We start from the raw sequence: 24863 nt of genomic DNA, 5'->3' as shown, positions 1-24863 counted from the left end.
CCGTTAGCCCGCACGCCCAGTAGTGCCGCCCTCCCGCACAGGTTGCAAGATTGAGTCAGATACCGTCAGTCCTCTTTGTCTGCCTCGGCAACATCTGTCGCTCGCCCCTCGCCGAAGGCGCCCTGCGCGCCGAGGCCGCGCGTCTAAACCTCGACATCGAGGTCGACTCCGCCGGCACCGGGAACTGGCACGCGGGCGAGCCGCCGGACTGGCGCGCGATCGCCGTGGCCAGGCGGAATGGGGTCGACATCTCGGGCCTGCGGGCGCGGCAGGTGCGGCCCGCCGACTTCCGGCACTTCACCCATGTGATCGCGCTGGACCACGACAACCTTGCCAACCTCCGGAAGCTGGCCCCCGCCGACGCCACCGCCGAGCTCAGCCTGCTGCTCGACCACGTCCAGGGCCGCGCAGGCCAGGGCGTGACCGACCCCTGGTTCGGCGACGAGGCCGGCTTCGACGTCACCTGGGCCGAGGTGACGGCTGCGGCGCGCGGCCTCGTCGAGCGCTTCAGGCCCTACGACCGTTCCTGACGCATCCAACCGCTAAGGTCCCCGGCCATGACCGAGACCTATCGCATCCGATCTCCGGAAACCTGGGCGCAGGCGCGGGACGACTATCTCGCGGGCCTCGACGCCGCCGCGGTGTGCCGCCGATATGACCTTGGCCTGTCAGCCTTCCGGCGCCGCGCCCGCAGGCAAGGCTGGCGGCGCATCGACCAGGACGATCCGGCGCCCGGCGACCTGGACCTGGCCATCTATGACGACGTCACCTCCGACGATCAGTTGGAGATGGCCTACCTGCGCTTCGTCCAGGCCCTGGACCAGGGCAAGGCGGTCGAGGCCGCCCGCTGGCGTCGCCTTTGGCTCGAGATGCGGGCGGAGGACGCCGCCCTGGACGCCGAACTCTTCCCCGGACGGACCCGCGCCGAGGTCGCCGCCCTGCTGGCCGCCGAACGTGAGGAGGACGAACGGGTGGAGGACGCCCGCCTCCTCGCCGCCACCGCCCCTATCACCCCCCGGACCGCCGCCCTGCCCGCGCCCGGGCCGGCCGAAAAAGTGCACGATGTGCACTCCACTTTTTCGAGTGCACATTTTCCGCCCGACGAGTCGCCCCCATCCAGCCGCGCCGAACGCCGTCGCCTGCTGCGCGAAGCCAGGCGACGAACCGACGCCGCCCCGGCCGTTCGTCAACCGGGTCTCAGCTCAAAGCTGGTGACACTCTGAGAAACAGCACCCGCGCTGCGCCGTAGTCGCGCGCGTCCAGCCGCTCATAGCCGGGCGTGTCGATCTCCGGCTCGTCCGAGCCGCGCTCGAACACCACCACGGCGCCCGGCTTTAGCCAATTGCCCTCCAGCAGCCGGACCAGGGTCTGTTCACCCAGACCCTTGCGGTAGGGCGGATCCAGGAAAGCCAGATCGAACGCCTCGCCGTCCGAACCCGGGCGCACGCCCAGGTCCGTGGCGCTGCGCCGGTGCACCCGCGTCCGGCCCATCAGACCGTAGGCGTCGGCGTTCTCGCGGATTGAGCCGCGGGCCTCGTCGTCGATCTCGACGAACAGGGCGAAGGCGGCGCCGCGGCTGATCGCCTCGAAGCCCAGGGCGCCCGACCCGGCGTACAGGTCGATGACCCGCGCCCCCTCCAGCGACTCGGCCCAGGCGGCGTGTTCCAGGACATTGAAGATGGCCTGGCGGGCGCGGTCGGAGGTCGGGCGCGTGCCCTGCCCCTCCGGCGCGACGATGGCCCGGCCCTTCAAGCTTCCAGCGACGATGCGCATGCTCAGTCCTCGCCCCCGAACTGGGCCATCACCTCGGCGCCCGTCCGCCGCGGCCGATCGCCCGCGAAGTCGTAGTTGGACGGCTTGGCCTCGATGAAGATCTCGTCCTCGAAGGCGAAGGCCGACGGATCGTCGAACGCCTGCACCGACACCGCCGTCAGCCCGCCGCCCTTCAGCGTCCAGAACAGGGTCGAGCCGCAGCTGCGGCAGAACCGGCGGTCGGCCCATTCGGACGAGTCAAAGACCGCCACCGCCTCGGGGTTGGCGACCTCGACGGTCTCGCAAGCCACGCTCAGATAGACCCCGCCCGACCAGCGCCGGCAGGTCTCGCAGTGGCAGGCGTGCATGCCGCCCTTGGGCGTGGCCGTGAAGGTCACCGCTCCGCACAGGCAACGGCCGGACAGGCGTTGGTCGCTCATGGCAGGCTCCGGAGCTTAGCGGTCGCCGCGCGGCCCGCCCCGCGGACCGCCCTTGCCGCCCGGACGCGAACCGCCCGGCGGGTTGCTGCGCGTGCCGCCCCCGCGCGGCTTGAAGCTCGACGCCGAGGCCCCGCCTTCACGCGGCTTGAACGGCCGCTTGGGCCGGTCGCCGTCCGCCGCCGGCTTGCCGCCGAACGAACGGCCGCTATCCGACCGGGCCGCCGGGCGCGCGCCGCGCGGCTTGTCGATGAACTGATCCTCGCGCGGCTTGAACGGACGCTTCGGCCGGTCCCCGCGCTCTTCGCCGTCCGCCAGCCGCGGCGCGGTGCGCTCGCGCGGCTTGAAGGTCTTGGAGTGCTCGAACTTCGGCGTCGCCTTGGCCCAGCCGGCCTTTTTCGGCGGACGCGAGGCCCGGTCTGTCGCCGACTCGGCGGCGGCGTCAGCGGCGCGGACGCGGCTCGGCTTGCGCGACGGATCCGACATCGCCGAGCCCGAGGAGCCCTTGATGATCGGCGCCGAGGTGCGGCGGCCCGGGATCGGCGCCGGGGTGGAGACGGTGTTGCCGGTCGGCAGGTTCTCGGGGCGGATATGCTGGGCCAACAGCTCGCGGATCACCCGCGGACCGACCTCTTCCACCGATCCAATCGGCAGGGTGCCGAGCTGGAACGGCCCATAGGCCAGGCGGATCAGCCGGTTCACGGTCAGGCCGATGCTTTCCAGCACCTTGCGGACCTCCCGGTTCTTGCCCTCGGTGATCGATACGCTGATCCACAGGTTGGCAGGGCCGCGGCCCTCCGTCTCCCCCGCGTCCTTGGCCTTATCGAGCTTGGCCTCGATGGGGCCGTAGTGGACGCCGTCGGCGGTCACGCCGTCCTTCAGCTTGTCCAGCTCGGCCTGGGTGACGCGGCCGCGCGCCCGGGCGCGGTACTGGCGCACCAGTTCGGTCGAAGGCAGCTCCAGCGCCCGGCTCAGCTCGCCGTCGTTGGTCAGCAGCAGCAGGCCTTCGGTGTTCAGGTCGAGGCGGCCGACCGAGATCACCCGCGGCAGGCCGCTCGGCAGGGCGTCGAAGACGGTCGGGCGGCCCTGCGGGTCGCCGTGCGAGGTCACCAGGCCGGCGGGCTTGTGGTAGCGCCAGACACGCGTCGCCTGGGCCGCGCCGATCGGCTTTCCGTCGACGGTGATGACGTCGTCGCGCGTCACCAAGGTGGCCGGCGTGTCGAGAATCTTGCCGTTCACCGCCACCTTGCCGAGGCCGATCAGGCGCTCGACCTCACGGCGCGAGGCGATGCCCGCCCGGGCCATGGCCTTGGCGATGCGTTCGCTGCGCTTGGGCGCCTCGTCGACCTTCGGCCCCGGCTTGCCGTCCTTCGAGAAGGGCTTGCCGTCCTTGGCGAACGGCTTGCCGCCCGGTTTGCCGAAGGATTTGCCGCCCTTGGGCGGGCCGCGGTCGTCGCCGCCCTCGGCGCGCTTGACGTAGGGTTTGCGGGGGCCGTCGCGGCTGTCGTCTTGACGCGGGCGCGGCTTCTTGTCGTTGTCTCGGGGATGGCTGACCATGATGACCGGTTCATGCACATGGCCTTGGCCTTGGCGCAAGCGGCGGCGGACGCGGGCGAGACTCCCGTCGGCTGCGTGATCGTCGATGAATCGACCGGAGAAGTGGTCGCAGAGGGTCGAAACGGCCCCATCAGCGCCCATGATCCCACCGCCCACGCAGAGATCGCGGCGATGCGGTCAGCCGGGACGAAACTTGGAAATTATCGCCTCACGGGGCTGACCCTCTATGTGACGCTCGAGCCCTGCGCGATGTGCGCAGGCGCGATCAGCCACGCTCGCATCGGCCGCGTCGTCTGGGGCGCCGACGATCCCAAGGGCGGCGCGGTGATTCACGGGCCGCGGTTCTTCGAGCAGCCGACCTGCCACTGGCGTCCGGCCGTTGCGGGCGGTCTCCTGGCCGAGCCGGCCGCCGACCTGCTGCGCAGCTTCTTCCGCGCCCGACGCAAAGGAACGGCCGCCGCGGCGACGCGTTGAAGCGTCACAGCAACAACGGCAAGGCTTGTTCGATGCGTCTGGTTATCGCTCCGGCCGTCCTGATGCTCCTCCTCCTGGCCGCCTGCGGCCCCGATCCGGCCAAGGCGCCCACCGACGGCGACGCCGTGCGCGAGCGCGCGGAGACGGCCCAGACCGCTCGTCGCCGCACCGGCGCCGAGATCCAGGAACGCGCGATGCAGCGCGTCATTCGCACCGTCTACCTGTGCAACAACGGCGAGCGCCTGTCGGTTGATTTCGACAATCCGCGCCAGATGGCGACGGTGCGCAACTCGAACGGCGAGGCCGTCGACCTGTACCAGGAACGCGCCGCGTCCGGCCTCTGGTATCGCGCCTCCGGCTACGAGCTGCGGGGTAAAGGCGTCCTGGCCAACTGGACCGCCGACGGTCGCGAACCGACCGAGTGCCGAGCCATCGACTGACGTCCGCATCGCCGTTGGACTAGCGAAGGCGGCCTAGCTCATCCGGTCCGATTGATCCTGCGCCTCAAGGGGAATCCTCTGCCGCTCGGTCCGGGCGGGTCCGACCGCCCCAAGCAGAAAGTACTGTGGGAGCAGGCGAAATGGCTGTTTTTGAAGGCGGCTCAGGCAAGGACGTCTACGTTGGCGGCGCTGACCCCGACACCATCCGAGGCAACGGCGGCCACGACCGCCTGGACGGCGGCGGCGGCAACGACGTGGTCGAGGGCGGCGCGGGCAATGACGAGCTGCGCGGCGGCGCCGGGCGCGACCGGGTCGACGGCGGCATCGGCAATGATCTTATCTGGGGAGTCGACGACGGGGACTTCCTCGCCGGCGAGGAAGGCAACGACTGGGTCTCCGGCGACGCCGGCAATGACAACGTCTCTGGCGGCGACGGCAATGACGTGGTCCTGGGCGGCGACGGCAACGACAATGTCGACGGCGACGACGGCAATGATGTCCTGTTCGGCGGCGCCGGCGGGGACGACATCGTGGCCGGCGACGGCAACGACATCCTCTGGGGCGACGAAGGCGATGACGACCTGCAGGGCGGAGCAGGCGACGACCTCATGTATGGCGGCGTCGGCGACGACGACCTGACCGGTTACGAGGGCGTCGACATCAGCCTGGGCGGTGCCGGCTCAGACACCTTCGGCTTCTTCCTCGGCGAGTTCGCGCCTAGCTCGACCCTGGCGGCCCAGGACATCGTCCTGGACTTCGAGGGAGCGGGTCAGGAAGGCGGTGACTTCATCAGCCTGAACTTCGAAACCGTCGCCTTCGGCGGCGAGATCAACGTCCGGGTGCGTGAAGGCTCGCTTCTGCCGGGCGCCGGCGACGGCGTCACCCAGATCTTCTACACCCAGCGCCAAGGCTCGACCTGGCTGATCGCCGACGAGAACGACAACGGCGTGCTCGACGACAGTGACTTCACGGTCGAGTTCTTCGGGACCCATGACTTCACCCAGGCCGACTTCGATCGCACCAACTTCGTCATCGTCGGCACGGCAGGCCCTGACGTCATCGACGGCACGGAGGACGCCGACCGCATCTTCGGGGCCGGCGGCGACGACACGATCAACGGCCTCGGCGGCGACGACGAGCTGAACGGCGGCGATGGCGACGACGTCCTGGACGCTGGAACGGGCAGCTTCGACGTCCTCAACGGCGACGCCGGCGACGACACCCTCACCGCCGCGAACAGCGACGTCGGCGTGCTGTTCGGCGGGGAAGGAAACGACACCCTATTCGGCAGCGATGTCGGCTTCTTCAGCGACCTGCAGGGCGGAAACGGCGACGACACCATCTACGCCGGGGCCACGTCGGCCAGCGTCAGCGGCGGAGACGGCGCTGACGTGCTGGTCAGCAACGCCGGCGATGACCAGTTGAACGGCGGCTACAACGAGGACTTCACCCTCGACGGCGACCCGGACCTGTTCGTCTACGGCGCCGGCGCCTGGGGCACGGACAATGTCTACCAGTTCGAGGACGGCTCAGACCTGTTCGACCTGCGCGGCAGCGGCCTGACCTTCGCCGACCTGACCATCGTCAACGAGGACTTCCAGACCACCATCACCTCGGCCAACGGGACGATCTTCATCCAGGAGTTCGACGGCCCTATCACGATCACGGCCGACGACTTCCTCTTCAGCTAGATCTCAAAGGCCGCGAGGCGCGCGTCGAGGCCTGCGCGCACCCGCGGCCAGTCTTCGTCCGTGATCGCGAACATGACCGTATCGCGCACGCGGCCCGTATGCGTGATCTTGTGCCGCCTGAGCACGCCCTCGCGCACCGCCCCAAGCTTGGCGATGGCCGCCTGGCTGCGGGCGTTGATGCCATCGGTGATGATCTCGACCCGCACGATTCCGCTCTCGAAAGCGTGGCCCAGCAGCAGCCGCTTGCTGGCCGGGTTGGTCACGCCGCCACGGGCGTCCGGGTGAAAGAAGGTCGAGCCTAGCTCCACCCGCCGGTGCTGCGGGAACAGGTCGTGCAGGCTGGAGGTCCCGACCACGCGGCCATCCGCCTTCCGGCGCACGGCATAGGGCGTGTCCCGCCCTGCCTCCAGCCCGGCCAGGGCGTTGTCCCACCAGGCGTCGAAGCGGTCGCCGAAGGCGGTCGAGACCATGTTCGACCAGGCCGCCTCATCGACGCTGATGGCCGCCCTAACCTCGTCCTTCAGCGCGGGCGTGTAGGGCTCCAGCCGCAGCCAGCGGTCCTCAAGGACGACCGGCTCGATCCGCATCAGCGCGCGCCCTCGGCCTCAAGAAAGGCGGTCAAAGCCCTCGCGTCTACGTCCCGCGCGGTGAAGGCGTCCCCGATCGACCGAGCCAGGATCAGGGTCAGCCGCCCGCCCTCGGCCTTCTTGTCCCCGGCCATGCGCGCCACCAGGGCGGAGGCCTTGAACGAACCGACCGTCTTGAGCCGCGTCGGCAGGCCGCAAGCGGCGATCACCGCCTCGACCCGCTCGGCCTCCTCCGCCGGACACAGGCCCTGGGCGGCCGAATAGCGGTAGGCCATGGCGCAGCCGAGCGCGACCGCCTCGCCATGGGTCAGCTTGTCCTCGTCGAAGTCCAGCTCGGCCTCGATGGCGTGGCCGAAAGTGTGGCCGAGGTTCAGCAGGGCGCGCCGCCCCGCCTCCTTCTCGTCCTCGCCGACGATGGCGCTCTTGATCTCGACCGAGCGCACCACAGCGCGCTGCAGCGCCTCCGGATCTCCGTCCGCGCCCTTCGCTCCCTCACCCGCCAGCCAGTCAAAGAAGGCCCGGTCGCAGATGAGCCCGTGCTTCAGCACCTCGGCCCAACCCGATTTGAGCTGCCGCTCCGGCAGGGTCGCCAGGACGTCGATGTCGGCCACCACCAGCCGCGGCTGATGGAAGGCCCCGACCAGATTCTTGCCGCGCGGGGTGTCGATCGCCGTCTTGCCGCCGACCGAGGAGTCGACCTGGGCCAACAGGGTCGTCGGCACCTGCACGAAGTCGATGCCGCGCATGAACAGCGCCGCCGCCAACCCGGCCAGGTCGCCGACCACGCCGCCGCCCAAGGCGACGATGAGGTCCGAGCGGTCAAGCTTGAAGGCCAGCAGACGGTCGATGACCCGCTCCAGCTCCGCGAAGGATTTGGAGGCCTCGCCCGGCGGCACAGTCAGTAGACGCGCCTTCACGCCGCCGGCCTTCAGCGCAGCCAGCACGGCCGGGCCGTGATGGGCCGCCACCGTCTCGTCGGTGACCACGACCGTTCGCCCGCGCGCCAGCGGGGCCACGTGCGCGCCCAGGCCCGCCAAAAGGCCGCGGCCGACCACCACGTCATAGGGCCTGAATTCGCCGCCCGAGACCGGGATCGTCACCGTCACGCCTTCACCTCCGCCTCACGGGCCCAATAGGCCTCCAGCGCCCCGACGATCGCGTCGACCGCCGTCGCATGGGCCCCGCCCGCGACATCCACCGTCACGTCGGCCAGGGCGTAGACCGGGTAGCGCGCCTCCGCCAGCTGTCGCAGCGCTTCCAGAGGATCCCGTCCTCGCAGCAGCGGCCGCGTGTCGCGCCGCTGCACCCGGGCGGCGATCGTCTCCAGATCGGCGCGCATCCACACGGTCACAGCGCGGTTCTTCAAGACGTCACGCGTCTCAGGGTTGAGAATCGCCCCGCCCCCCGTGGCCAGCACCATGCGCGGGCCTTCCAGCAAGCGACGCATGACCCGCGCCTCCCCAGCCCGGAACTCCGACTCGCCCAGCTGGGCGAAGATGTCCGAAACGGTCATGGCCGCCGCAGATTCGATCTCGACGTCCCCGTCGGCGAAAGGCAGGTCCAACCTCTTGGCGAGTCGCCGCCCGACGGTCGATTTCCCAACTCCCATCAACCCGACCAGGGCTATGGTGCGTTCACGGACCGGAATCGGCTCAAGCGGGAGAGAGGGCAGGCAGGACGACATGACCCCACCACCCTCTACACCAAGCGGCGCCTGCGGGAAGCAGCCGCGCGCATGACGACGCCTCAAGTCGAAGCCTTTCTGGAGATGATGGCGGTGGAACGCGACGCCTCGCCCCACACCCTAGCCGCCTACGCCCGCGATCTCGCCGACGCCGAGGCTGCTCTGCCGGCGGGCCTGCTCAAGGCCGATGAGGCCGAAGTCGAGGCTTGGTACGCCGACCTCGGCGCGCGCGGCCTGTCCCCCGCCACCCAGGCGCGCCGCCGTTCGGCCGTGCGTCAATTCTATCGCTTCGCCCTCGGCGAGGCCTGGCGCGCCGACGATCCCTCCCGCCGCCTCGACGCTCCGAAGCAGGGCCGCCCGCTTCCCAAGACCCTCAGTCGCGATGAGATCGATCGTCTGCTCGCCGCCGCCGCGGCCCGGGACGGCGCCGCCGGCCTGCGCCTCGTCGCCCTGGTCGAGCTGGCCTATGCGTCAGGCCTGCGTGTCTCTGAACTGCTGGCCCTGCGCGTGGAGGCGGTGCGCCGCGACCCCGCCTTCCTGATCGTCCGCGGCAAGGGCGGCAAGGAGCGACTGGCCCCCCTGAACGCCTCCGCCCGGGAGGCGGTGAAGGCCTGGCTCGTTGCCCGCGACGCCGCCCGCCCCGAGAAGGCGCCCGACAGCCCCTGGCTCTTCCCCTCCCCGTCCGCCAAGGGCTCGCTGACCCCCCGCCGCTTCGCCCAGCTGCTCGACCAGGCCGCGGTGGGCGCCGGCATCGACGCCACCCGCGTCAGCCCGCACGTCCTGCGACACGCCTTCGCGACCCACCTGCTGGAAGGCGGAGCCGATCTGCGCGTCATCCAGACCCTGCTGGGCCACGCGGACATCGCCACCACCCAGATCTACACCCACGTCGCCGTCGACCGCCTCGCCGAGGTCGTGCGCAGCAAACACCCGCTGGCGCGGGATGACTGAACTCCGCTTGCCCCCCGGCGTTCACCTGACTAGGTTCCGCCGCCTTCCGCTGCGCCGTCGGCGCGCCTGATCAAGAAGACGCCTCGATGGCCGCGCACTACCTCGAGTTCGAAAAGCCGATCGCCGACCTGGAGGCGAAGATCGAGGAGCTGAGCCTCCTCGCCTCCACCGCCGGCTCGTTCGACGCCGAGATCGACGGCCTGCGAAAGAAGGCGGAGCAGCTTCGCAAGAAGACCTATTCCAACCTCGATCCGTGGATGAAGACCATGGTCGCGCGGCATCCGCAGCGGCCGCATTTCGTCGACTATGCCGAGGGCCTGTTCACCGACTTCGTCGAGCTGAAGGGCGATCGTCAGTTCGGCGACGACCAGGCCATCCTCGGCGGCCTGGCCCGCTTCCGCGGTCGTCCCGTGGTGATCATGGGCCACGAGAAGGGCCACGACACCCAGACCCGCCTGACCCACAATTTCGGCATGGCCCGGCCCGAGGGCTATCGCAAGGCGGTCCGGCTGATGGACATGGCCGAACAATACGGCCTGCCGGTCCTGACCTTCGTCGACACGGCCGGCGCCTATCCCGGCCTCGGGGCTGAGGAGCGCGGCCAGGCCGAAGCCATCGCCCGCTCGACCGAACGCTGCCTGACCCTGGGGGTGCCCTCGATCGCCACCGTCACCGGTGAAGGCGGTTCCGGCGGAGCCATCGCCATCGCCGCAGCGGGCCGCGTGCTGATGCTCGAGCACTCGATCTATTCGGTCATCTCGCCGGAAGGCGCGGCCGGCATCCTGTGGCGCGATGGCGCGCGGGCCAAGGACGCCGCCATGGCCATGAAGATCACAGCTCCCGACCTGGTTGAATTGAAGATCGTCGATCGCATCATCCCGGAGCCGATCGGCGGGGCCCATGCCGATCCCCAGGCGGCCGTCACTGCGGTCGGCGACGTGATCGAGGAGGAGCTCAACGCCCTCTCCGGCCTAAGCCCTGCACAGCTGCGCAAGGCCCGCTCTGACCGCTTCTACGCCATCGGCCGCGCAGGCTGAGGCGGCGGCCGGCGGCGCCGATCGAGAGATTTCGTTAACCCTTCAGCGAGGGTTGTCGCACACTATCGGTTCCATGCTGAGTTGCGTCGGGCGATTCGGTCGGGAACCGGATATGAGCGGCGTCGGCGAGTCCTTGCGGGAAAGTGCGATCATCAACCTGACCGGTGCGGTCACCATGGTGGTGGATGATTCCCCGTTCGCGGCCGAGATCACCTCCAGCGCCCTCTTGGGCTTCGGCATCAAGACCCGCTACTCGTGCCGCGGCGCTGCTGAGGCGATCGCCATCCTGGGCGAATCCGAGATCGACCTGCTGGTCGTGGACTGCGACATGCCGGGCATGGATGGCTTCGAGCTCGTCCATTGGCTGCGCCGCTCGGGCCCGCCGAACGGCTTCGTGCCGGTCATCATGACCGCCGCCCATATCCGCCGCTCCATGGTTCAGAAGGCCCGCGACTGCGGCGCCAACTTCGTCATCACCAAGCCCTTCAGCGCCGCCAGTCTGCTGGAGCGGATCGTCTGGGTCGCCCGCGACAGCCGTCCCTTCCTCGAGGTGGGCGAGTATTTCGGCCCTGACCGGCGTTTCCGCACCTCGGGCCCGCCGGGCGAAGAACGTCGCGCGGACGTGATCCGCCGCACCCAGTTCGAACTCGAGAAGGCCGCGGCAGGCGGCGGGACGACCCAGTGACCGTGATTACCCACGCCCGTCGCAAGTCGCGGCTCTCCCAGATCATCGACAGCGCCGGCGGCGTGAGCGTCGGCGCAGCCCTGGCCAAGGCTCGCGAAAATCTCGCCGCCCTGCGTCCGCGCGCCATGGAAGAGATTTCCCGCTGCATCGACGAGGCGGCGGCGGTTCCCGCCCCCATCGACCCCGAGGACGCCATCCGTCGGCTCGAGCAGGTTTACCGCGCCGCCAACGGCGTCATCGACGCGGCCCACTCCTTCGAGTTGGAGGACATCTGCGCGGTCGCCCTGAGCCTGTGCGACGTGGTCGACCGCTCGGCCGTCGCGCTTGAGGCAGGCGGCGTGGACATCGACTGGCGCGTCATCGCCGTCCACGTCCAGTCCCTGCGGCTGCTCAACACCCTCCCGGCCGAGGCCACCGCCGAGCGGGCGCAGATCCGCGCCCGCCTGGCTGAACTGGTCGTCCGGAAATTCGCCCAAGCCGGATAAGGATCAGGCCAGCTGAGCCGCCGCTCGCGCCCCGCGCGTCTGCTTGCGCCACAGCGCCGCATACTCCCCGCCCTGACGCGCCACCAGCTCATGGTGGGCGCCCCGCTCGACGATGCGACCGGCCTTCAGCACCAGGATCTGGTCGGCGTCGGCGATGGTCGACAGACGGTGCGCTACCACCAGGGTCGTGCGTCCCGTCCGCGCCCGTCGCAGGGTCTTCTGGATCGCCGCCTCGGTGCGGCTGTCCAGCGCGCTGGTCGCCTCGTCAAGGATCAGGATGCAGGGATCGGCCAGCAGGGCTCGGGCGATGCCGACCCGCTGGCGCTCGCCGCCCGACAGCTTCAGCCCGCGCTCGCCGACGACCGTATCGAGACCATTGGGCAGGGCCCGGATGAACTCGTCCAGCTCGGCGGCGTCGGCCGCGGCCCAGATCGCCGCCTCGTCCGCGTCCGGGCGGGCGAAGCCGATGTTGGCCCGGATGGTGTCGTTGAACAGAGCCACATCTTGCGGAACCAGGGCCACCGCCGCGCGCAGCGATTCCTGGGTGACGCCGCGCACATCCGCCCCGTCGACAAGCACTTCGCCCTCCTGCGGGTCAAGCAGGCGCAGCGCCAGCTTGACGATGGTCGACTTGCCCGAGCCCGACGGCCCGACCAAGGCCGTCGTCGTTCCCGGCGCGGCGTGGAAGGTCACGTCCTCCAGCCCGTTGGCGCGGGCGTCGTGCCGGAAGCCGACGTGCTCGAAGGCGATCGAGGCGCCGCGGGCGTCCACGGCCCTCGGCAGGGGCTTGGCGTCGGGCGCATCCGCCACCTGCGGGGTCTGCCGCGTCACCTTCAGCATCTCCTCCATGTCGATGAAGGACTGGCGGATTTCCCGATAGGCGAAGCCCAGGATGTTCAGCGGCGCATACAGCGAGATCATGATCAGCACCGCCGCCGTCACGTCGCCGGGGCCCATCCGCCCCGCCGCCGCCTCGAAGCCGGCCATGACCGCCATGACGCCCAGGCCGAGGTTCATGATCACGGCCTGGACGACGTTCAGCAGCGCCAGCGAGCTGTTCGCCTTCAGCGCGGCCCGCGTGTAGTCGCCCAGCGCGTCATCATAACTGCGCGCCGCCCGCGCCTCGGCCCCGAAGGACTTCACCGTCTCGTAGTTCAGCAGGGCGTCCACTGACACGCCTGCGGCCTGGGTGTCGGCCGCGTTCATCTCGCGTCGGTGTTCGATCCGCCAGTTGGACAGGGCGAAGGTGCAGACGGCGTAGACCGCCACCACAGCCACCGCCACGGCCCCGAAGCGCCAGTCATAGGCCCCCGCCAGCACCCCGGCCGCCAGCACCAGCTCGACCCCGGTCGGGATCAGGTTGAAGGCCAGGATGCGCATCAGGAAGTCCACCGCCCGCGAGCCGCGGTCCATGGTCCGCGACAGGGCGCCCGAGCGCTTGGTCTGGTGGAAGTCGAGCGACAGGCTCAGGGCGTGGGCGAAGGTCTCGGTCGCCGCCGTCCGTTGCGCCGCCGAGCGCACCGGCGCGAACACCACGTCCGAGGCGTTGGGGGCGATCGCCGACAACAGGCGGATGAAGGCCCAGCCCACCGCGAACCCCGCGAATCCCCACGCCATGCCCACGGCAGCTCCCTGCCCCGCCGCCAGCTTGTTGACCGCTGCGCCGAGCACCAGCGGAGCCAGCACGCCCAGCGCCTTGCCGCCGAGCGTCATTGCGATCGCAGCGACCAGCCGAAGGTGCAGTTGCGGCGCGTTTGAGCGCCGCACCAGTTGCATCAAATCGATCAACGCCTGCCCGGTCGGCGGCCCCTTGGGCGCCTCGACGGGCGGCGCGCCCTGCGCGGCCTTGGCGACTGAATCTCCCCGACGTCCCGACCGTTCACCGCGCATGCTCATGGGGGCCATATGGAGCGACCCGCCCGCCTTCGCAAAGCGCCTTCGACGGAACGTCGGTCAGAGCCGGCCGCGCACGACGGCCCAGACCAGCCGCAAACGCTTCAACGGCTCCGGCGCATCAGTCTTCGCCAAGGTCGCATGGGCGACCGCCGGGAAGGCCGCGGGCGGCAGACCGGACAGCGCCTGGTTGGCGCGCGCGCGATGGGTGAGCGCCTCGTCGCCTCGCCCCGTCTGCGCCAGGGCCCAGACCCGCGCCGCCTCCGCCACGGCCGCCTCATGCCCCGGCCCGGCCAGCACCTGCACGGCCGCCTGCATCGGGCCGACGTAGAAGGCGTCCAGGTCGTGCGGCTCGCCATGCACCCGGCCGATGTGGGCCTCGATCAGGGCGTCGAACGGGGCTCGGTCCAGCCCGCGTCGGACGACGAGATCGGTCAGGGCCTCCAGCACCGGATGGCCCTTGCGCGCGACGCCGGCGAACACCCCGTCCATCTGCTCGCGCCACCAGGCGTAGCGCATCTCCGCCAGCAGGGGCTGGGTCACCCGCGTCGGGATGGCCAGCAACTCGGCCTCGAAGGCGTACAGGGCGATCAGGTCCGCTCGCGCCTGCGGGTCGGCGACAAACCGGCTGGACAGCCAGCGGTCGGGATCGGCGGCGCGAACCTGGTCGTCGAGGCTGGTCATCGGCTCCCCATAATGCAGAAGGCCGGGAAGGTCGCCCTTCCCGGCCCCGCCTTCAGTCGTACGTTCGGATCAGTTGAACAGGGTCTGGTACATGGCCATCGCCGTCAGCATCGGCAGCGACAGCAGCAGGTTGGTGCGGCTGGCCAACATGGCGACGCGGGCGGCCTTGGCCTTGGCGTCGTCATCGACAACGACGATGCCCAGAGCGCGCTTCTGGTTCGGCCAGATGATGCCCCAGACGTTGAGGAACATGACGATGGCCAGCCACACGCCGGTGCCCATCAGCATGTACTGCTGGTCGCCGTCCACCAGGCCGCCGGCCAGGCCGAAGCTCAGGACTTCCATGGCGTAGGCGTGGCCGCGCAGGAAGGCGACGGTCAGGCCGGCCAGGACGGTCACCAGCGCCGACCAGCGGAACCAGAACAAGGCTTCCGGAGCGATGTGCTTGCCGATCGCCGGCTTCAGCTCGGCCGGGATCGAGGGCATGACGCGGATCTGGACGAAGTTGAAATAGTACAGCAGGCCGATCCACAGGATGCCAGCGCCCACGTGGACCCAGCGGAACACGGCCTGCCAGAAGACGGCGTCAAAGCCGCCCGGCGCAATGCGGCCGAAGGCGAAGATCATCACACCCGCCAGCACCAGGCTGAGGATGAAGGTATTGCGGAAGTTCGAAAGCAGCTTGCCCATGGTCCGCCCCTCCTCGGGCGCGTCGGCCGGCGCGGCGGGACCGCGCGCGATTCGTTGAAGCGTCAGCATATCCCTCGGGCCGGAAACGAAAAAGGGCGGCCCTTCGGCCGCCCTTTCCGTCGTCGGAATGCGAGGCTTACGGCCGCGAGGCCATGCCCAGCTTGATCGGCTTGGCGTCGTCGGTCGAACCGCCGCGCTTGACGCCCCACAGCAGGATGATCGGCGCACCCACATAGATCGACGAATAGGTGCCGACCACGATGCCGAACATCAGGATGACCGAGAAGCCGAACAGGGCCGGACCGCCGTAGAAGGCCAGGGCCGCCAGCACCATGACGGCGGTCAGACCGGTGATGATGGTCCGGCTGAGGGTCTCGTTGATCGACAGGTCGATCACTTCCTTAAGCGGCTTGGACTTGTACTTGCGCAGGTTCTCACGAAGTCGGTCGAAGACGACGACGGTGTCGTTCATCGAGTAGCCGATCACGGTCAGAATCGCCGCGACCATGTTCAGGTTGAACTCCAGCTTCATGACCACGATCAAACCGAAGCACAGGATCACGTCGTGCAGCAGGCCGGCCACGGCGCCGAAGCCGAACTGGGGCTCGAAGCGGAACCAGATGTAGAGGAACATCAGGCCGATGGCCGACGCCAGGGCCCACAGGCCCTTGCTGAACAGCTCGCCCGACACCTTCGAACCGACGATGCTGGGGGCCGAGAAGCGCACCGGGCCGGCGGCGGCGGTGACGGCTTCCTGGATCTGGGTCACGACGGCGGCCTGTTGCCGACCTTCCGGAATCTGGAAGCGGACCATGGCCAGTTCAGGGGCGCCGGCTTCCTGGACGCCGACCTCGCCGATGTCGAGGCCTTCGACGCCTTCACGGATCGCCTCGAGATCGAGCTTGCGACCCTCCGGCTGGATCACTTCCATGGTCGCGCCGCCGCGGAAGTCGATGCCCATGTTGAGCCCGGGCGTGAAGACGCCGACGAGCGATGCGACGCAGAGCACGACCGAGATGAGGGCGGTGAACTTCGCCAGACGCACGAACCGGAAGTTCGTGACCTGCGGAAGCAGCTTGATGAGGGGCCATCCACGCATCGCCATCACTCCGCGATCGGCAGTTTTTTGGGTTTTGCGACCTTCAGCCAAAGCGCCAGACCGACCTGGGCCACCAGGACCGCCGACAGCACCGAGGTGAACACGCCGATCGCCAGCGTCCATGCAAAGCCCTTCACCGGGCCCGCACCGAGGATGAACATGATCCCCGCCGCGACCAGGGTGGTCAGGTTGGCGTCGATGATGGTCGCCATGGCCTTCGAGAAGCCGGCGTCCAGGGACGCGATCACGCTTCGCCCGGCCCGCGCCTCGTCGCGCATCCGCTCATAGATCAGCACGTTGGCGTCGACCGCCACCGCGAAGGTGAGGATCAGGCCTGCGATGCCCGGCAGGGTCAGGGTGGCCTGCGTCAGGCTCATCAGGGCGATGATCAGCAGACCGTTCAGCACCAGGCCGATGACCGAGATCCCGCCGAACAGGAGCCCGTAGGCCAGCAGCATGAAGACGACGATGATGATGAAGCCGATGATGCCGGAGATCATGCCGTTCTGGACCGCGTCCGCGCCCAGTTCGGCGCCGACAGTGCGGCGCTCCTCGACCTTCAACGGAGCCGGCAAGGCGCCGCCGTTCAGCAGTTTCACCATGTCCCCCGCCTGCTGCATCGAGTAGCTGCCCTCGATGATGCCGTTGCCGCCGGTGATGGCGCTGCGGATCACCGGAGCCGAGATCACCTTGCCGTCGAGGATGATGGCGAAGCGGCGGCCGATGTTTTCCGCGGTCGCCTCCCCGAAGCGGCTTGAGCCGGCCCCGTCGAATCGGAAGCCGATGGCGGTCTGGTTGTTCTGGTCCTGGGTGACGAAAGCGTTGGTCAGGTTCTCACCCGAGACGAGCACCCGCTTCTTGATCAGGAGCGGCACGCCGTTCTCGTCGGCCAGAAGCACGGCATCGGGCGGCGGGAAGCCGGCGATGGCCTCCTCGACCGAGCTCTGCTCGTCGACCAGCTGGAAGGTCAGCTGCGCGGTCTGCCCGATCAGGCGCTCCAGCTCAGTGGGATCGCTCTGGCCCGGGGCCTGGATGACGATACGGTCCGAGCCCTGGCGGGTGATCGCGATTTCCTTGTTGCCGTCTGGATCGAGACGGCGGCGCACGACCTCGATCGACTGGCTCACCGCGTCCGAGGCCATGCTGGCCACGGCCTGGTCGGTGTAGGCGTAGCGGATGCGGTCATCGCCCAGGCGGCGCACGCTGCGGTCGACGATCCCGCCGGCGCCGGGCCGAACGAGTTCGCGCATGGCGCGCTCCGCAGCCTCCATCTGCGCCGGGTCAGCCAGGGAGATGATCACCCCGTTCCCGTCGCGCGCGATGTTGACCGGCGTGATGTCGACAGCGTCCAGCGTCGCCCGGGCGTCTTCGCCCAGGTTGGTCATGCGCTTCTCGCGCATCGCCGGCACGTCGACGCCCAGCAGCAGGTACGAGCCGCCCTGCAGGTCCAGGCCGAGGTTCACCGCCTTGTTGGGCACCCAGCCCGGCAGCGCCTCGCGTTGGGCAGGCGACAGCGCGTTCGGGAATGCGAACAGCAAGCCGAACACGAGCGAAAAGGCGAGAAGGATCACCTTCCAGCGCGACAGATGGATCATGCGGGCTTCCCCGAACCTTTCGAGAGGCCGATCAGGACTTGGCGATCTGCTTGGTGTCGTTGGCGGCCACACCCGTGCGGTCGCGCACCTGGGTGATCATAGACTTGACCACGCGGACGTTCACGCTCGGGGAGATCTCGACCATGGCCTCGTCGTTCTCGACGCGGGTGACCTTGCCGATCATGCCGTTGGACAGCACCACGGTGTCGTTGCGCTTCAGGCCGGCGACCATCGCCTGGTGAGCCTTCATCTGCTTCTGCTGCGGACGGATCAGCAGGAAGTAGCCCACGAACAGCAGCACGATGAACGGCGCAAACTGGATGAGCGTAGCGGCGAAACCGCCTTCGGAACCCGTCATGAAGTCTTCCCTCGACCGGGGACGCCGGCCAAGCCTCCGCCCCTCTTAAAATGAGGCGCGGAACCTAGGGTGCGCCGTCACACATTGCAACGCGGCGAGAGGCCCCAAACCGTCGCTGTGCGTCAGCGCGGCAACACGGTCAGGGGATCGATCGCACGCGGCTCGTCCTGGTACATCCGCCAGGTCTCGAAATGAATCGACGGGCGACCGTCGCCCGCGGTCGTGCCGACGGTGCCGATCTGCTGTCCGGGCTGGACCTCGTCTCCGTCGCGGACGGTCGTCGAACCCAGGTGGCCATAGACCGAGCGCCAGCCGTCGCGGTGCACCAGCAGCACGGTCAGCCCCTGCCCGGCCAGGTCGTCGCCGACATAGCCGACGCGGCCGCCGGCCGAGGCGCGCACCTCGGCTCCGGCGGGGGCGCCGATATTCACGCCATTGTTCTTCTCACCCATGCCGACTGGGCCGAAGCGGCGCAGGATGTCACCGCGCACCGGCCAGTCCAGGGCCACGGTCGTCGCGGTCGCCGCCGGCGTCGAGGCGCTGGACGGCGGGGCGACTGGTTGTCGAGCGGGAGGCGGCGGCGGCGCCATCTCGACCGGCGGCGGCGGCGGCGGCGGCGGCGGTGGGGCGACCTCGGCGGCGTATTCGACGAACGGCGACGGGCCGGTGGCGTAGGGGTCGCCGCCGATATCGGTCGCATTGGCGGGCAACAGCAGGCGTTGGCCCGGGCGGACCGATGCTTGCGGACCCAGTTGGTTGAGGTCGATCAGCGTCTGGATCGGAGTCTGGAAGCGACGGCCAACGCCCGAAATCGTGTCACCGGGCTGGATCTCATACGCCACGCCGGCGGCCGCGGCAGTCGCCGGGACAGCGGAGGCGCCGTTACGTGCGGGCGGCGGCGGGCTGGAGAAGCCCTCCGACGCGGGACCTGCGGCAGGAACGGCTGTCGGGTAGGCGGTGGCGGTCGTGGGCGGGCTGGACGAATAGGGCTGCGGGCCGGGATTGCTCACCGGCGCGTCCAGGCTGCCGCCCTCGATCGAGGCGACCGGCGCCGCCGAGGGCAGAGGCGCTTCATTGGCTGGATTGGTCGCGCCTCGCACACCTTCCCCGGTGGGCGCGGGCGCCGCGGTCGTCGGATAGGTCGGCGCGCGCATGGGGGCCGGCGCCGCATCTGCGTAGATCGAATAGCGCGGCTCGGACGGATAGCTCGAACAGGCCGCCGCGGCGCTCGCCACAGCCATCAGTCCAAGGACGCGAACGCCCGCTTTCGCTCGATTCATAGCCCGCTCCCGACTCATACTCAGCCCGACCCTAACTGAGCCGGAAATCCGCGCCAAAGTTGGGCGGGAAGGTTAACGAGACCCTTCCGGATCTGACAATCACCCCTCCTTCGCCGTTCCTTCGACCAGCGGCACGAACCTCACCTCGGCCAGGCTCTCGCGGCGGAACGAGCCGTCCTCCTGGCCGACGTAACGGTGCAGGCGTTGAACCGAACTACGGCCCACCGGACAGACCAGGATGCCGCCGGGCTTCAGCTGGTGCAGCAGCTCCGTCGGCTCGCCGGGCGAGGCGGCCGTGACCATGATCCGATCGAACGGAGCCTGCTCAGGCCAGCCCAGGCCGCCGTCGCCGTGGCGGGTGATGATGTTGTCGATCTGCAGCGTCTTCAGCCGCTTCTCGGCCTCGGCCAACAGGCTGCGATAGCGCTCGATCGAATAGACGTAGCGCGCCAGCCGGCTCAGCACCGCGGCCTGGTAGCCGCTGCCGGTGCCGATCTCGAGCACCCGGTGGCGCGGCTGCACCTCCAGCGCCTGGGTCATCAGGCCGACGATGTAGGGCTGGCTGATGGTCTGGGCGCAGTCGATCGGCAGGGCCTGGTCCTCCCAGGCCTGGTCGAGGAACTTCTCGTGCACGAAGACGGCGCGGTCGATTGATTCCATCGCCTTCAGCACGCGCGGGTCCGTGACCCCCTGCTGCCGCAGGCCCAGGATCAGCCGTCCAGCCCTGTCGTCGTTCAGCTTCATGCGCCCACCACCGCCTTGGGCGGCGCCCCGCCCAGCACGCCCTTCAGGTCGTTTACGCTGGGCATGTGGGTCAGGTCGATATGCAGCGGCGTGACCGAGATCTTGCCGTCGTCCATGGCGCGCAGGTCGGTGCCCTCCGGGTGCACCTGCTTCGTCCCCCGGAAGCTCATCCAGTAGTAGTCGCGGCCGCGCAGATCGGTGCGCCGCACTGCGTGCATCTCGCCGATATCGCGGAAGCCCTGGCGGGTGACCTCGATCTCCTCGACCTGGTCCGGCGCACGGTTGGGGAAGTTGACGTTCATCACTACGCCATTGCCCCACGGCCGCTCCAGCAGGCGCGAGATGATGGCCGGGCCGAAGGTCTCAGCCGTCTCCCAGTGCGCCGTCACCTCCTCGTGGAAGCGCTCCAGCGACTGGCTCAGCGCGATGGAGCGGATGCCGAAGGCCATGCCCTGCAGGGCTCCGGCCACCGTGCCCGAGTAAGAGCAGTCCTCGCCGACGTTGTGTCCGCGATTGACCCCCGACAGCACCAGGTCCGGCCGCTCCGGCATCAGGTCGTTGACCGCCAGCACCACGCAGTCGGTCGGCGTGCCGGTGACCGCGAACCGCTTCTCGCCCAAGCGGTTGACCCGCAGCGGCTCGGTGAGGGTGATGCCCCGCCCCTTGCCCGACTGCTCGACTGCGGGCGCACAGACCCAGACATCGTCCGAGAGGGTCCGCGCGATCCGCTCCAGGCACTCCAGGCCTTCGGCCTCGATGCCGTCGTCGTTGGTCAGCAGGATGCGCATGGAACTCCTATCGGATGACCGAGACGTCTTCGGCCAGAATTACGAACTCGCCGCCGCAGCTGTTGCGGACAGTGGAGCCCTCGTAGGTCAGGCCCGTGGTGGTCGAGTTGCCGGCCCAGGGCACCGCCCGGCCGGTGAAGGTCACCTTCTGCCCCGGCAGGTCGCGCCTGGCGGTGCGCTGCATGTTTAGCGGCAGCACGCCCGAAACACAGGGCCGGCCCATGGCGGAGCGCATCTGGGCCTCCCGCTCAAACAGATGGAACTCGCCGCCGTCAAAGCTGACGTAGCCGGTGAAGCTGGCCGCAGCGGGGTCGAACACCGTGCTCGGCTCACTCGACGGGGTGGAGGCGCAGCCTGCGAGGGCCAGAAGGGCAGCGGCGAGGATCGGCTTCATTTCGACTTCTCCAGACTAGCGGGCGGCGACCGTCTCCACCCCGCCCATATAGGGACGCAGCGCCTCCGGAACCCGGATCGAGCCGTCGTCCTGCTGATAGTTCTCCATGATCGCGACGAGGGTGCGACCGACCGCCAGACCCGAGCCGTTCAGCGTGTGCACGAACTCGGTCTTCTTCTCGCCGTCGCGCTTGAAACGGGCGTCCATGCGCCGGGCCTGGAAGTCGCCGCAGTTCGAGCAGGAGCTGATCTCGCGATAGGTCCCCTGGCTCGGCAGCCAGACCTCGAGGTCGAAGGTCTTGCGCGCGCCGAAGCCCATGTCGCCCTTGCAGAGCAGCAGTCGGCGATAGGGCAGCTCCAGCTTCTGCAGGATCGCTTCCGCACAGGCGGTCATGCGCTCGTGCTCGGCGTCGCTGTCTTCGGGCCGGGTGATCGAAACCAGTTCCACCTTGTAGAACTGGTGCTGCCGGATCAGGCCGCGCGTATCCCGGCCGGCGGACCCCGCCTCGGCGCGGAAACAGGCCGTCAGCGCCGTCATGCGGATCGGCGTCTTGAGTTCGCTCTCAGGCAGTAGTTGGCCCATCACCGTCGCGGTCAGGGACACTTCGGCGGTCGGGATAAGCCAGCGGCCGTCCGTGGTGCGGAACAGGTCGTCGGCGAACTTCGGCAGCTTGTCGGTGCCGTAGGCCGCCGCGTCGTTGACCAGCAGCGGCGGACTGGTCTCCTGGTAGCCGTGCTCGCCGGTTTGGACGTCCAGCATGAACTGACCCAGGGCCCGCTCCAGCCGCGCCAGACCACCCTTGAGCACAGCGAAGCGCGCGCCCGACATCCGCGCGGCCGCCTCGAAGTCCAGCAGACCCAGCGCCTCGCCGAGATCGGCGTGGTCCTTGGCCGGGCCGCCTTCGCGGGGCGCGCCCCAGCGCGACACCTCTACGTTCCCGCTCTCGTCTTCACCGTCCGGGACATCGTCGGCGGCCAGGTTCTTCTGCGCCGCCAGCAGGTCTCGCAACTGCTTGCCGACGTCGGCCTCGACGGCTTCAGCCGCCGCGATGTCCCCCTTCAGCGCCTCGACCTCGGCCTTCAGGCGGTCGGCCTCGGCCATATCCTTGCGGCCCATGGCGGCGCCGATCAGCTTGGAGGCTGCGTTGCGCTTGCTCAGCGCGTCCTGCCCCGCCGTCTGGGCGGTGCGCAGTTCCTTGTCCAGGCGCAGGAGATCGGCGACCAGGCCATCGGCCTCCTCGACCCCGCGCGACGACCATCCGGCCACATAGGCGTCGGGATGTTCGCGAATGGCTTTGATGTCGTGCATGGTCGGTCTCGGTTCGGGGAGGCCGCGTCGGGTCGAGAAGGCGCAGCCTCCTGACCGCGGCCCGGCGAGATGTTGCTCTAGCCCCCGGCGCAGATTCCGCCAAGCCGGGGCGGCCGCCTCAGATCAGCCCGCTCAGTGGCGAACTGGCGCTGGCGTACATCCGCCGCGGCATCCGCCCGGCCAGATAACCCTGCCGCCCGGCGATGACCGCATGCTTCATGGCGCTGGCCATCAGAATCGGGTCGGCAGCGCCCGCGATGGCGGTGTTCATCAGCACGGCGTCGCAGCCCAGCTCCATGGCGAGGGTCGCGTCCGAGGGCGTGCCGACCCCGGCGTCGACCAGCACCGGCACCTTGGCCTGCTCGACGATCAGCCGGATGTTGACCCGGTTCTGGATGCCCAGGCCCGAGCCGATCGGAGCGGCGGCCGGCATGATGGCGGCGGCGCCCGCCTCCTCCAGCCGCTGGGCCATGACGACGTCGTCGGTGCAGTAGACCATGACCTGGAAGCCGTCCTTCACCAGCAGGTCCAGCGCCCGCAGCGTCTCGACCATGTCCGGATACAGGTGCGCCGTGTCCGACAGCACCTCCAGCTTGACGAGGTCCCAGCCGCCCGCCTCGCGGGCCAGCCGCAGGGTCCGCACCGCGTCCTCGCCGGTGAAACAGCCCGCCGTATTGGGCAGGAAGGTGAAGCGGTCCGGCTTCACATAGTCGACGAGCATGGGCTGGTTCGGGTCGGTCAGGTTCACCCGCCGCACCGCCACGGTGACGATCTCGGCCCCGGCCGCCTCGGCCGCGGCGGCGTTCTCGGCGTAGTCCTTGTACTTGCCCGTGCCGACAATCAGGCGCGAACTGAAGGTGCGACCGGCTACGGTCCAGGTGTCTTGAGCGGTGTGCGTATCCATGGCGCAGGTTTAGCGGCTCAACGCCGCTTCGCCTACCGCCCGCGCCCCGTAACCGACGCCCCAGCACGAGACACGCGGAGATAGTTTGCCTGCGCAACCGTATGGGTTAGCCTTCACAGTTAGTACCTGAGTTTGCCGTCCATTCCGACAAGAGGTGAAACTGTGAAGGTCATGATTGTCGCCGCCGCGTGCGGCTTGCTGGCTCTGAGCTCCGCCGCCGCCGCGCAGGAGGCCGGGGCCCGCTACAATATCCGCGTTCCCACCATCGATATGACTGCGCGGATCGGCGGCAGTGCTGAAGACCGCTACCTCCGGGACGACCGACTGGCCGACTCCTTTTTGGCGATCGACCAAGGTACGCAGGCGCGCAGCAGCCTGATCGAACGCATCACGCCGATGGTCGCTCAGGGCCGCTGTAACGACGCACGCCGCGCCGCGCGCGCCGCCGGCGACCGGCCTGTCTCACGCCACATCAGCCAAATCTGCGTAGAGGGGCGCCCGACGCGCATGTAAGAGCTGGCGGCCAGGTAGGGCGCCCGCCTTGCCTGGCCGTAAGCGATGCAGTCTTCAGCCGCCGCCGACGAACTGAACGACTTCGATCCGGTCGCCGTCGGCGATAGGCGTGTCCGCGTGCAGCGACCGCGGAACGATCTCCAGATTGCGCTCCACGGCCACCTTGCGGATGTCGAGACCCAACTCCTCCACGAGACCGAGAATGGTCGCCGCAGCGACCTGGCGGAGTTCGCCATTGACCTGAATGCGCATGACGCTACGTCACTCTTTTTTGCGCGTGGTTTGATAACCGCCACGCCTCAGCTAAAAGGCCGGTCCGATTCCGGTCGGAACGCCATCCCAACGAGCGAATGCCCGACAGTCCTGTCCTCTACGTCCTGAACGGCCCGAACCTCAACCTGCTTGGGGTGCGCGAGCCGGATATCTATGGCCGCGAGACCCTGGCCGACGTTCAGGCGCTCTGCGAGCGCGCCGCTGATGGCGCGACCGTGGTGTTCCGCCAGACCAATCACGAGGGCGAACTGATCGACTGGGTCCACGAGGCCCGCGAGAAGGCGTCCGCCCTGGTCCTCAACCCCGCCGGCTACGGCCACACCTCGGTGGCCCTGCTCGACGCCCTGAAGACCCTGAGCGTTCCGATCGTGGAATGCCACCTGTCCAACCCGGCGGCGCGCGAGCGCTTCCGTCATCGTTCCTACGTCTCGCCGGTTGCGGCGGGCGTGGTCTCGGGCTTCGGCCCGTTCAGCTACGAACTGGCCGTCAAGGCCGCTCTCCGGCTGGTGCAGGAACACCGCACCGCCGCCGACCGTTCGGTTTAGAAGGTAAGAAGAGGC

Annotated in this window: 30 protein-coding genes; 11 read left to right on the top strand and 19 right to left on the bottom strand. The window is 69.2% G+C overall.

What is annotated here, in order from left to right; translation table 11 throughout:
• Nucleotides 1-59 precede the first annotated feature (59 nt).
• Nucleotides 60-530, top strand: coding sequence for a low molecular weight protein-tyrosine-phosphatase (locus tag ASC65_RS02910; RefSeq protein ID WP_056450397.1), 471 nt, complete (start codon nucleotides 60-62; stop codon nucleotides 528-530).
• A gap of 27 nt (nucleotides 531-557) precedes the next feature.
• Nucleotides 558-1223: a hypothetical protein gene (locus ASC65_RS02905; protein ID WP_056449366.1), complete on the top strand. Its 666-nt coding sequence runs from the start codon at nucleotides 558-560 to the stop codon at nucleotides 1221-1223.
• Here ASC65_RS02905 and rsmD read toward each other — a convergent pair.
• From rsmD to ASC65_RS02890, 3 genes are read right to left on the bottom strand one after another with little or no spacing between them, the layout of a single operon-like run.
• Nucleotides 1198-1773: a 16S rRNA (guanine(966)-N(2))-methyltransferase RsmD gene (gene rsmD, locus ASC65_RS02900; protein ID WP_056449365.1), complete on the bottom strand. Its 576-nt coding sequence runs from the start codon at nucleotides 1771-1773 to the stop codon at nucleotides 1198-1200. The genes ASC65_RS02905 and rsmD overlap by 26 nt on opposite strands.
• Before the next feature lie 2 nt (nucleotides 1774-1775).
• A complete protein-coding gene (locus ASC65_RS02895) occupies nucleotides 1776-2192 on the bottom strand; it encodes a GFA family protein (protein ID WP_056449364.1) in 417 nt (138 codons plus the stop codon).
• Nucleotides 2193-2207: 15 nt separating this feature from the next.
• Nucleotides 2208-3746, bottom strand: a complete 1539-nt coding sequence (locus tag ASC65_RS02890) for a pseudouridine synthase (RefSeq protein WP_056450395.1) — start codon at nucleotides 3744-3746, stop codon at nucleotides 2208-2210.
• On the opposite strand from ASC65_RS02890, the gene tadA reads away from it, so the two are divergent.
• The 3 genes from tadA (at nucleotide 3735) to ASC65_RS02875 (ending at nucleotide 6351) form a co-directional block, all read left to right on the top strand.
• Entirely contained in the window at nucleotides 3735-4220 is a 486-nt protein-coding gene (gene tadA / locus ASC65_RS02885; protein ID WP_235561378.1) for a tRNA adenosine(34) deaminase TadA, read from the top strand. The two genes, ASC65_RS02890 and tadA, sit on opposite strands and share 12 nt — an antisense overlap.
• A 32-nt stretch (nucleotides 4221-4252) precedes the next feature.
• Nucleotides 4253-4660 (top strand): MliC family protein, encoded by a 408-nt coding sequence (locus tag ASC65_RS02880; protein WP_056450392.1) that lies wholly within the window; start codon nucleotides 4253-4255, stop codon nucleotides 4658-4660.
• A gap of 140 nt (nucleotides 4661-4800) precedes the next feature.
• Nucleotides 4801-6351: a calcium-binding protein gene (locus ASC65_RS02875; RefSeq protein WP_056449358.1), complete on the top strand. Its 1551-nt coding sequence runs from the start codon at nucleotides 4801-4803 to the stop codon at nucleotides 6349-6351.
• Here the strand turns inward: ASC65_RS02875 and ASC65_RS02870 are convergent.
• Genes ASC65_RS02870 through ASC65_RS02860 form a run of 3 tightly spaced genes read right to left on the bottom strand, consistent with a single transcriptional unit; the run spans nucleotide 6348 to nucleotide 8622 of the window.
• Nucleotides 6348-6938 (bottom strand): GNAT family N-acetyltransferase, encoded by a 591-nt coding sequence (locus ASC65_RS02870; RefSeq protein ID WP_056449356.1) that lies wholly within the window; start codon nucleotides 6936-6938, stop codon nucleotides 6348-6350. The genes ASC65_RS02875 and ASC65_RS02870 overlap by 4 nt on opposite strands.
• Nucleotides 6938-8044: a 3-dehydroquinate synthase gene (gene aroB, locus ASC65_RS02865; protein WP_056449355.1), complete on the bottom strand. Its 1107-nt coding sequence runs from the start codon at nucleotides 8042-8044 to the stop codon at nucleotides 6938-6940. Before aroB ends, ASC65_RS02870 begins: the two co-directional genes overlap by 1 nt.
• On the bottom strand, nucleotides 8041-8622 hold the full coding sequence (locus ASC65_RS02860) for a shikimate kinase (protein WP_056449354.1): 582 nt from the start codon (nucleotides 8620-8622) through the stop codon (nucleotides 8041-8043). The genes aroB and ASC65_RS02860 overlap by 4 nt, the downstream gene beginning before the upstream one ends.
• Nucleotides 8623-8673: 51 nt before the next feature.
• Here ASC65_RS02860 and ASC65_RS02855 point away from each other — a divergent pair, with 51 nt between their 5' ends.
• The 4 genes from ASC65_RS02855 (at nucleotide 8674) to ASC65_RS02840 (ending at nucleotide 11780) form a co-directional block, all read left to right on the top strand.
• The gene (locus ASC65_RS02855) at nucleotides 8674-9573 is read left to right on the top strand and encodes a tyrosine recombinase (protein ID WP_056449352.1); all 900 of its coding nucleotides are present in this window, start codon (nucleotides 8674-8676) and stop codon (nucleotides 9571-9573) included.
• 86 nt (nucleotides 9574-9659) lie between these two features.
• Nucleotides 9660-10610 carry an acetyl-CoA carboxylase carboxyltransferase subunit alpha gene (locus ASC65_RS02850; RefSeq protein ID WP_056449349.1) on the top strand — a complete coding sequence of 317 codons (951 nt, stop codon included), beginning with the start codon at nucleotides 9660-9662 and terminating at the stop codon, nucleotides 10608-10610.
• 112 nt (nucleotides 10611-10722) lie between these two features.
• Nucleotides 10723-11295, top strand: a complete 573-nt coding sequence (locus ASC65_RS02845; protein WP_056449346.1) for a response regulator — start codon at nucleotides 10723-10725, stop codon at nucleotides 11293-11295.
• Complete coding sequence (locus ASC65_RS02840; RefSeq protein ID WP_056449344.1) at nucleotides 11292-11780, top strand: hypothetical protein; 489 nt, start codon at nucleotides 11292-11294, stop codon at nucleotides 11778-11780. The genes ASC65_RS02845 and ASC65_RS02840 overlap by 4 nt, the downstream gene beginning before the upstream one ends.
• Before the next feature lie 3 nt (nucleotides 11781-11783).
• On the opposite strand, the gene ASC65_RS02835 is transcribed toward ASC65_RS02840, so the two are convergent.
• The 12 genes from ASC65_RS02835 to ASC65_RS02780 form a co-directional block, all read right to left on the bottom strand.
• Entirely contained in the window at nucleotides 11784-13670 is a 1887-nt protein-coding gene (locus ASC65_RS02835; protein ID WP_056450390.1) for an ABCB family ABC transporter ATP-binding protein/permease, read from the bottom strand.
• Between the two features lie 63 nt (nucleotides 13671-13733).
• The gene (locus tag ASC65_RS02830; RefSeq protein ID WP_056449341.1) at nucleotides 13734-14357 is read right to left on the bottom strand and encodes a squalene/phytoene synthase family protein; all 624 of its coding nucleotides are present in this window, start codon (nucleotides 14355-14357) and stop codon (nucleotides 13734-13736) included.
• Nucleotides 14358-14426: 69 nt separating this feature from the next.
• Nucleotides 14427-15047, bottom strand: coding sequence for a hypothetical protein (locus tag ASC65_RS02825; RefSeq protein WP_056450387.1), 621 nt, complete (start codon nucleotides 15045-15047; stop codon nucleotides 14427-14429).
• A gap of 136 nt (nucleotides 15048-15183) precedes the next feature.
• A complete protein-coding gene (gene secF / locus ASC65_RS02820) occupies nucleotides 15184-16152 on the bottom strand; it encodes a protein translocase subunit SecF (protein ID WP_056449338.1) in 969 nt (322 codons plus the stop codon).
• Nucleotides 16152-17741 (bottom strand): protein translocase subunit SecD, encoded by a 1590-nt coding sequence (gene secD, locus ASC65_RS02815; protein WP_056449333.1) that lies wholly within the window; start codon nucleotides 17739-17741, stop codon nucleotides 16152-16154. Before secD ends, secF begins: the two co-directional genes overlap by 1 nt.
• Nucleotides 17742-17772: 31 nt before the next feature.
• Nucleotides 17773-18099 (bottom strand): preprotein translocase subunit YajC, encoded by a 327-nt coding sequence (gene yajC / locus ASC65_RS02810; protein ID WP_056449330.1) that lies wholly within the window; start codon nucleotides 18097-18099, stop codon nucleotides 17773-17775.
• Nucleotides 18100-18221: 122 nt separating this feature from the next.
• On the bottom strand, nucleotides 18222-19340 hold the full coding sequence (locus tag ASC65_RS02805; RefSeq protein ID WP_156459535.1) for a peptidoglycan DD-metalloendopeptidase family protein: 1119 nt from the start codon (nucleotides 19338-19340) through the stop codon (nucleotides 18222-18224).
• Nucleotides 19341-19478: 138 nt separating this feature from the next.
• Nucleotides 19479-20123 carry a protein-L-isoaspartate(D-aspartate) O-methyltransferase gene (locus ASC65_RS02800; RefSeq protein WP_056449325.1) on the bottom strand — a complete coding sequence of 215 codons (645 nt, stop codon included), beginning with the start codon at nucleotides 20121-20123 and terminating at the stop codon, nucleotides 19479-19481.
• Entirely contained in the window at nucleotides 20120-20911 is a 792-nt protein-coding gene (gene surE / locus ASC65_RS02795) for a 5'/3'-nucleotidase SurE (RefSeq protein WP_056449324.1), read from the bottom strand. The genes ASC65_RS02800 and surE overlap by 4 nt, the downstream gene beginning before the upstream one ends.
• 7 nt (nucleotides 20912-20918) lie before the next feature.
• Complete coding sequence (locus ASC65_RS02790; protein WP_056449323.1) at nucleotides 20919-21305, bottom strand: hypothetical protein; 387 nt, start codon at nucleotides 21303-21305, stop codon at nucleotides 20919-20921.
• A gap of 15 nt (nucleotides 21306-21320) precedes the next feature.
• Nucleotides 21321-22613, bottom strand: coding sequence for a serine--tRNA ligase (gene serS / locus ASC65_RS02785; protein WP_056449322.1), 1293 nt, complete (start codon nucleotides 22611-22613; stop codon nucleotides 21321-21323).
• A 118-nt stretch (nucleotides 22614-22731) separates the two neighbouring features.
• Nucleotides 22732-23517 (bottom strand): thiazole synthase, encoded by a 786-nt coding sequence (locus ASC65_RS02780; RefSeq protein ID WP_056449319.1) that lies wholly within the window; start codon nucleotides 23515-23517, stop codon nucleotides 22732-22734.
• A 171-nt stretch (nucleotides 23518-23688) separates the two neighbouring features.
• Between ASC65_RS02780 and ASC65_RS02775 the strand changes: the two genes are divergently transcribed.
• Nucleotides 23689-24030 (top strand): hypothetical protein, encoded by a 342-nt coding sequence (locus ASC65_RS02775; RefSeq protein WP_056449318.1) that lies wholly within the window; start codon nucleotides 23689-23691, stop codon nucleotides 24028-24030.
• Between the two features lie 54 nt (nucleotides 24031-24084).
• Here ASC65_RS02775 and thiS read toward each other — a convergent pair whose 3' ends face one another.
• A complete protein-coding gene (gene thiS, locus ASC65_RS02770) occupies nucleotides 24085-24282 on the bottom strand; it encodes a sulfur carrier protein ThiS (RefSeq protein WP_056449316.1) in 198 nt (65 codons plus the stop codon).
• A gap of 98 nt (nucleotides 24283-24380) precedes the next feature.
• Between thiS and aroQ the strand changes: the two genes are divergently transcribed.
• Complete coding sequence (gene aroQ, locus ASC65_RS02765) at nucleotides 24381-24848, top strand: type II 3-dehydroquinate dehydratase (protein WP_056449313.1); 468 nt, start codon at nucleotides 24381-24383, stop codon at nucleotides 24846-24848.
• Nucleotides 24849-24863 lie beyond the last annotated feature (15 nt).

It is taken from the genome of Brevundimonas sp. Root1279 (assembly GCF_001425945.1).
Taxonomy (GTDB): domain Bacteria; phylum Pseudomonadota; class Alphaproteobacteria; order Caulobacterales; family Caulobacteraceae; genus Brevundimonas.
Note: the sequence above shows the minus strand (reverse complement) of the source record. Positions and strands in the feature narration are given on the sequence as shown.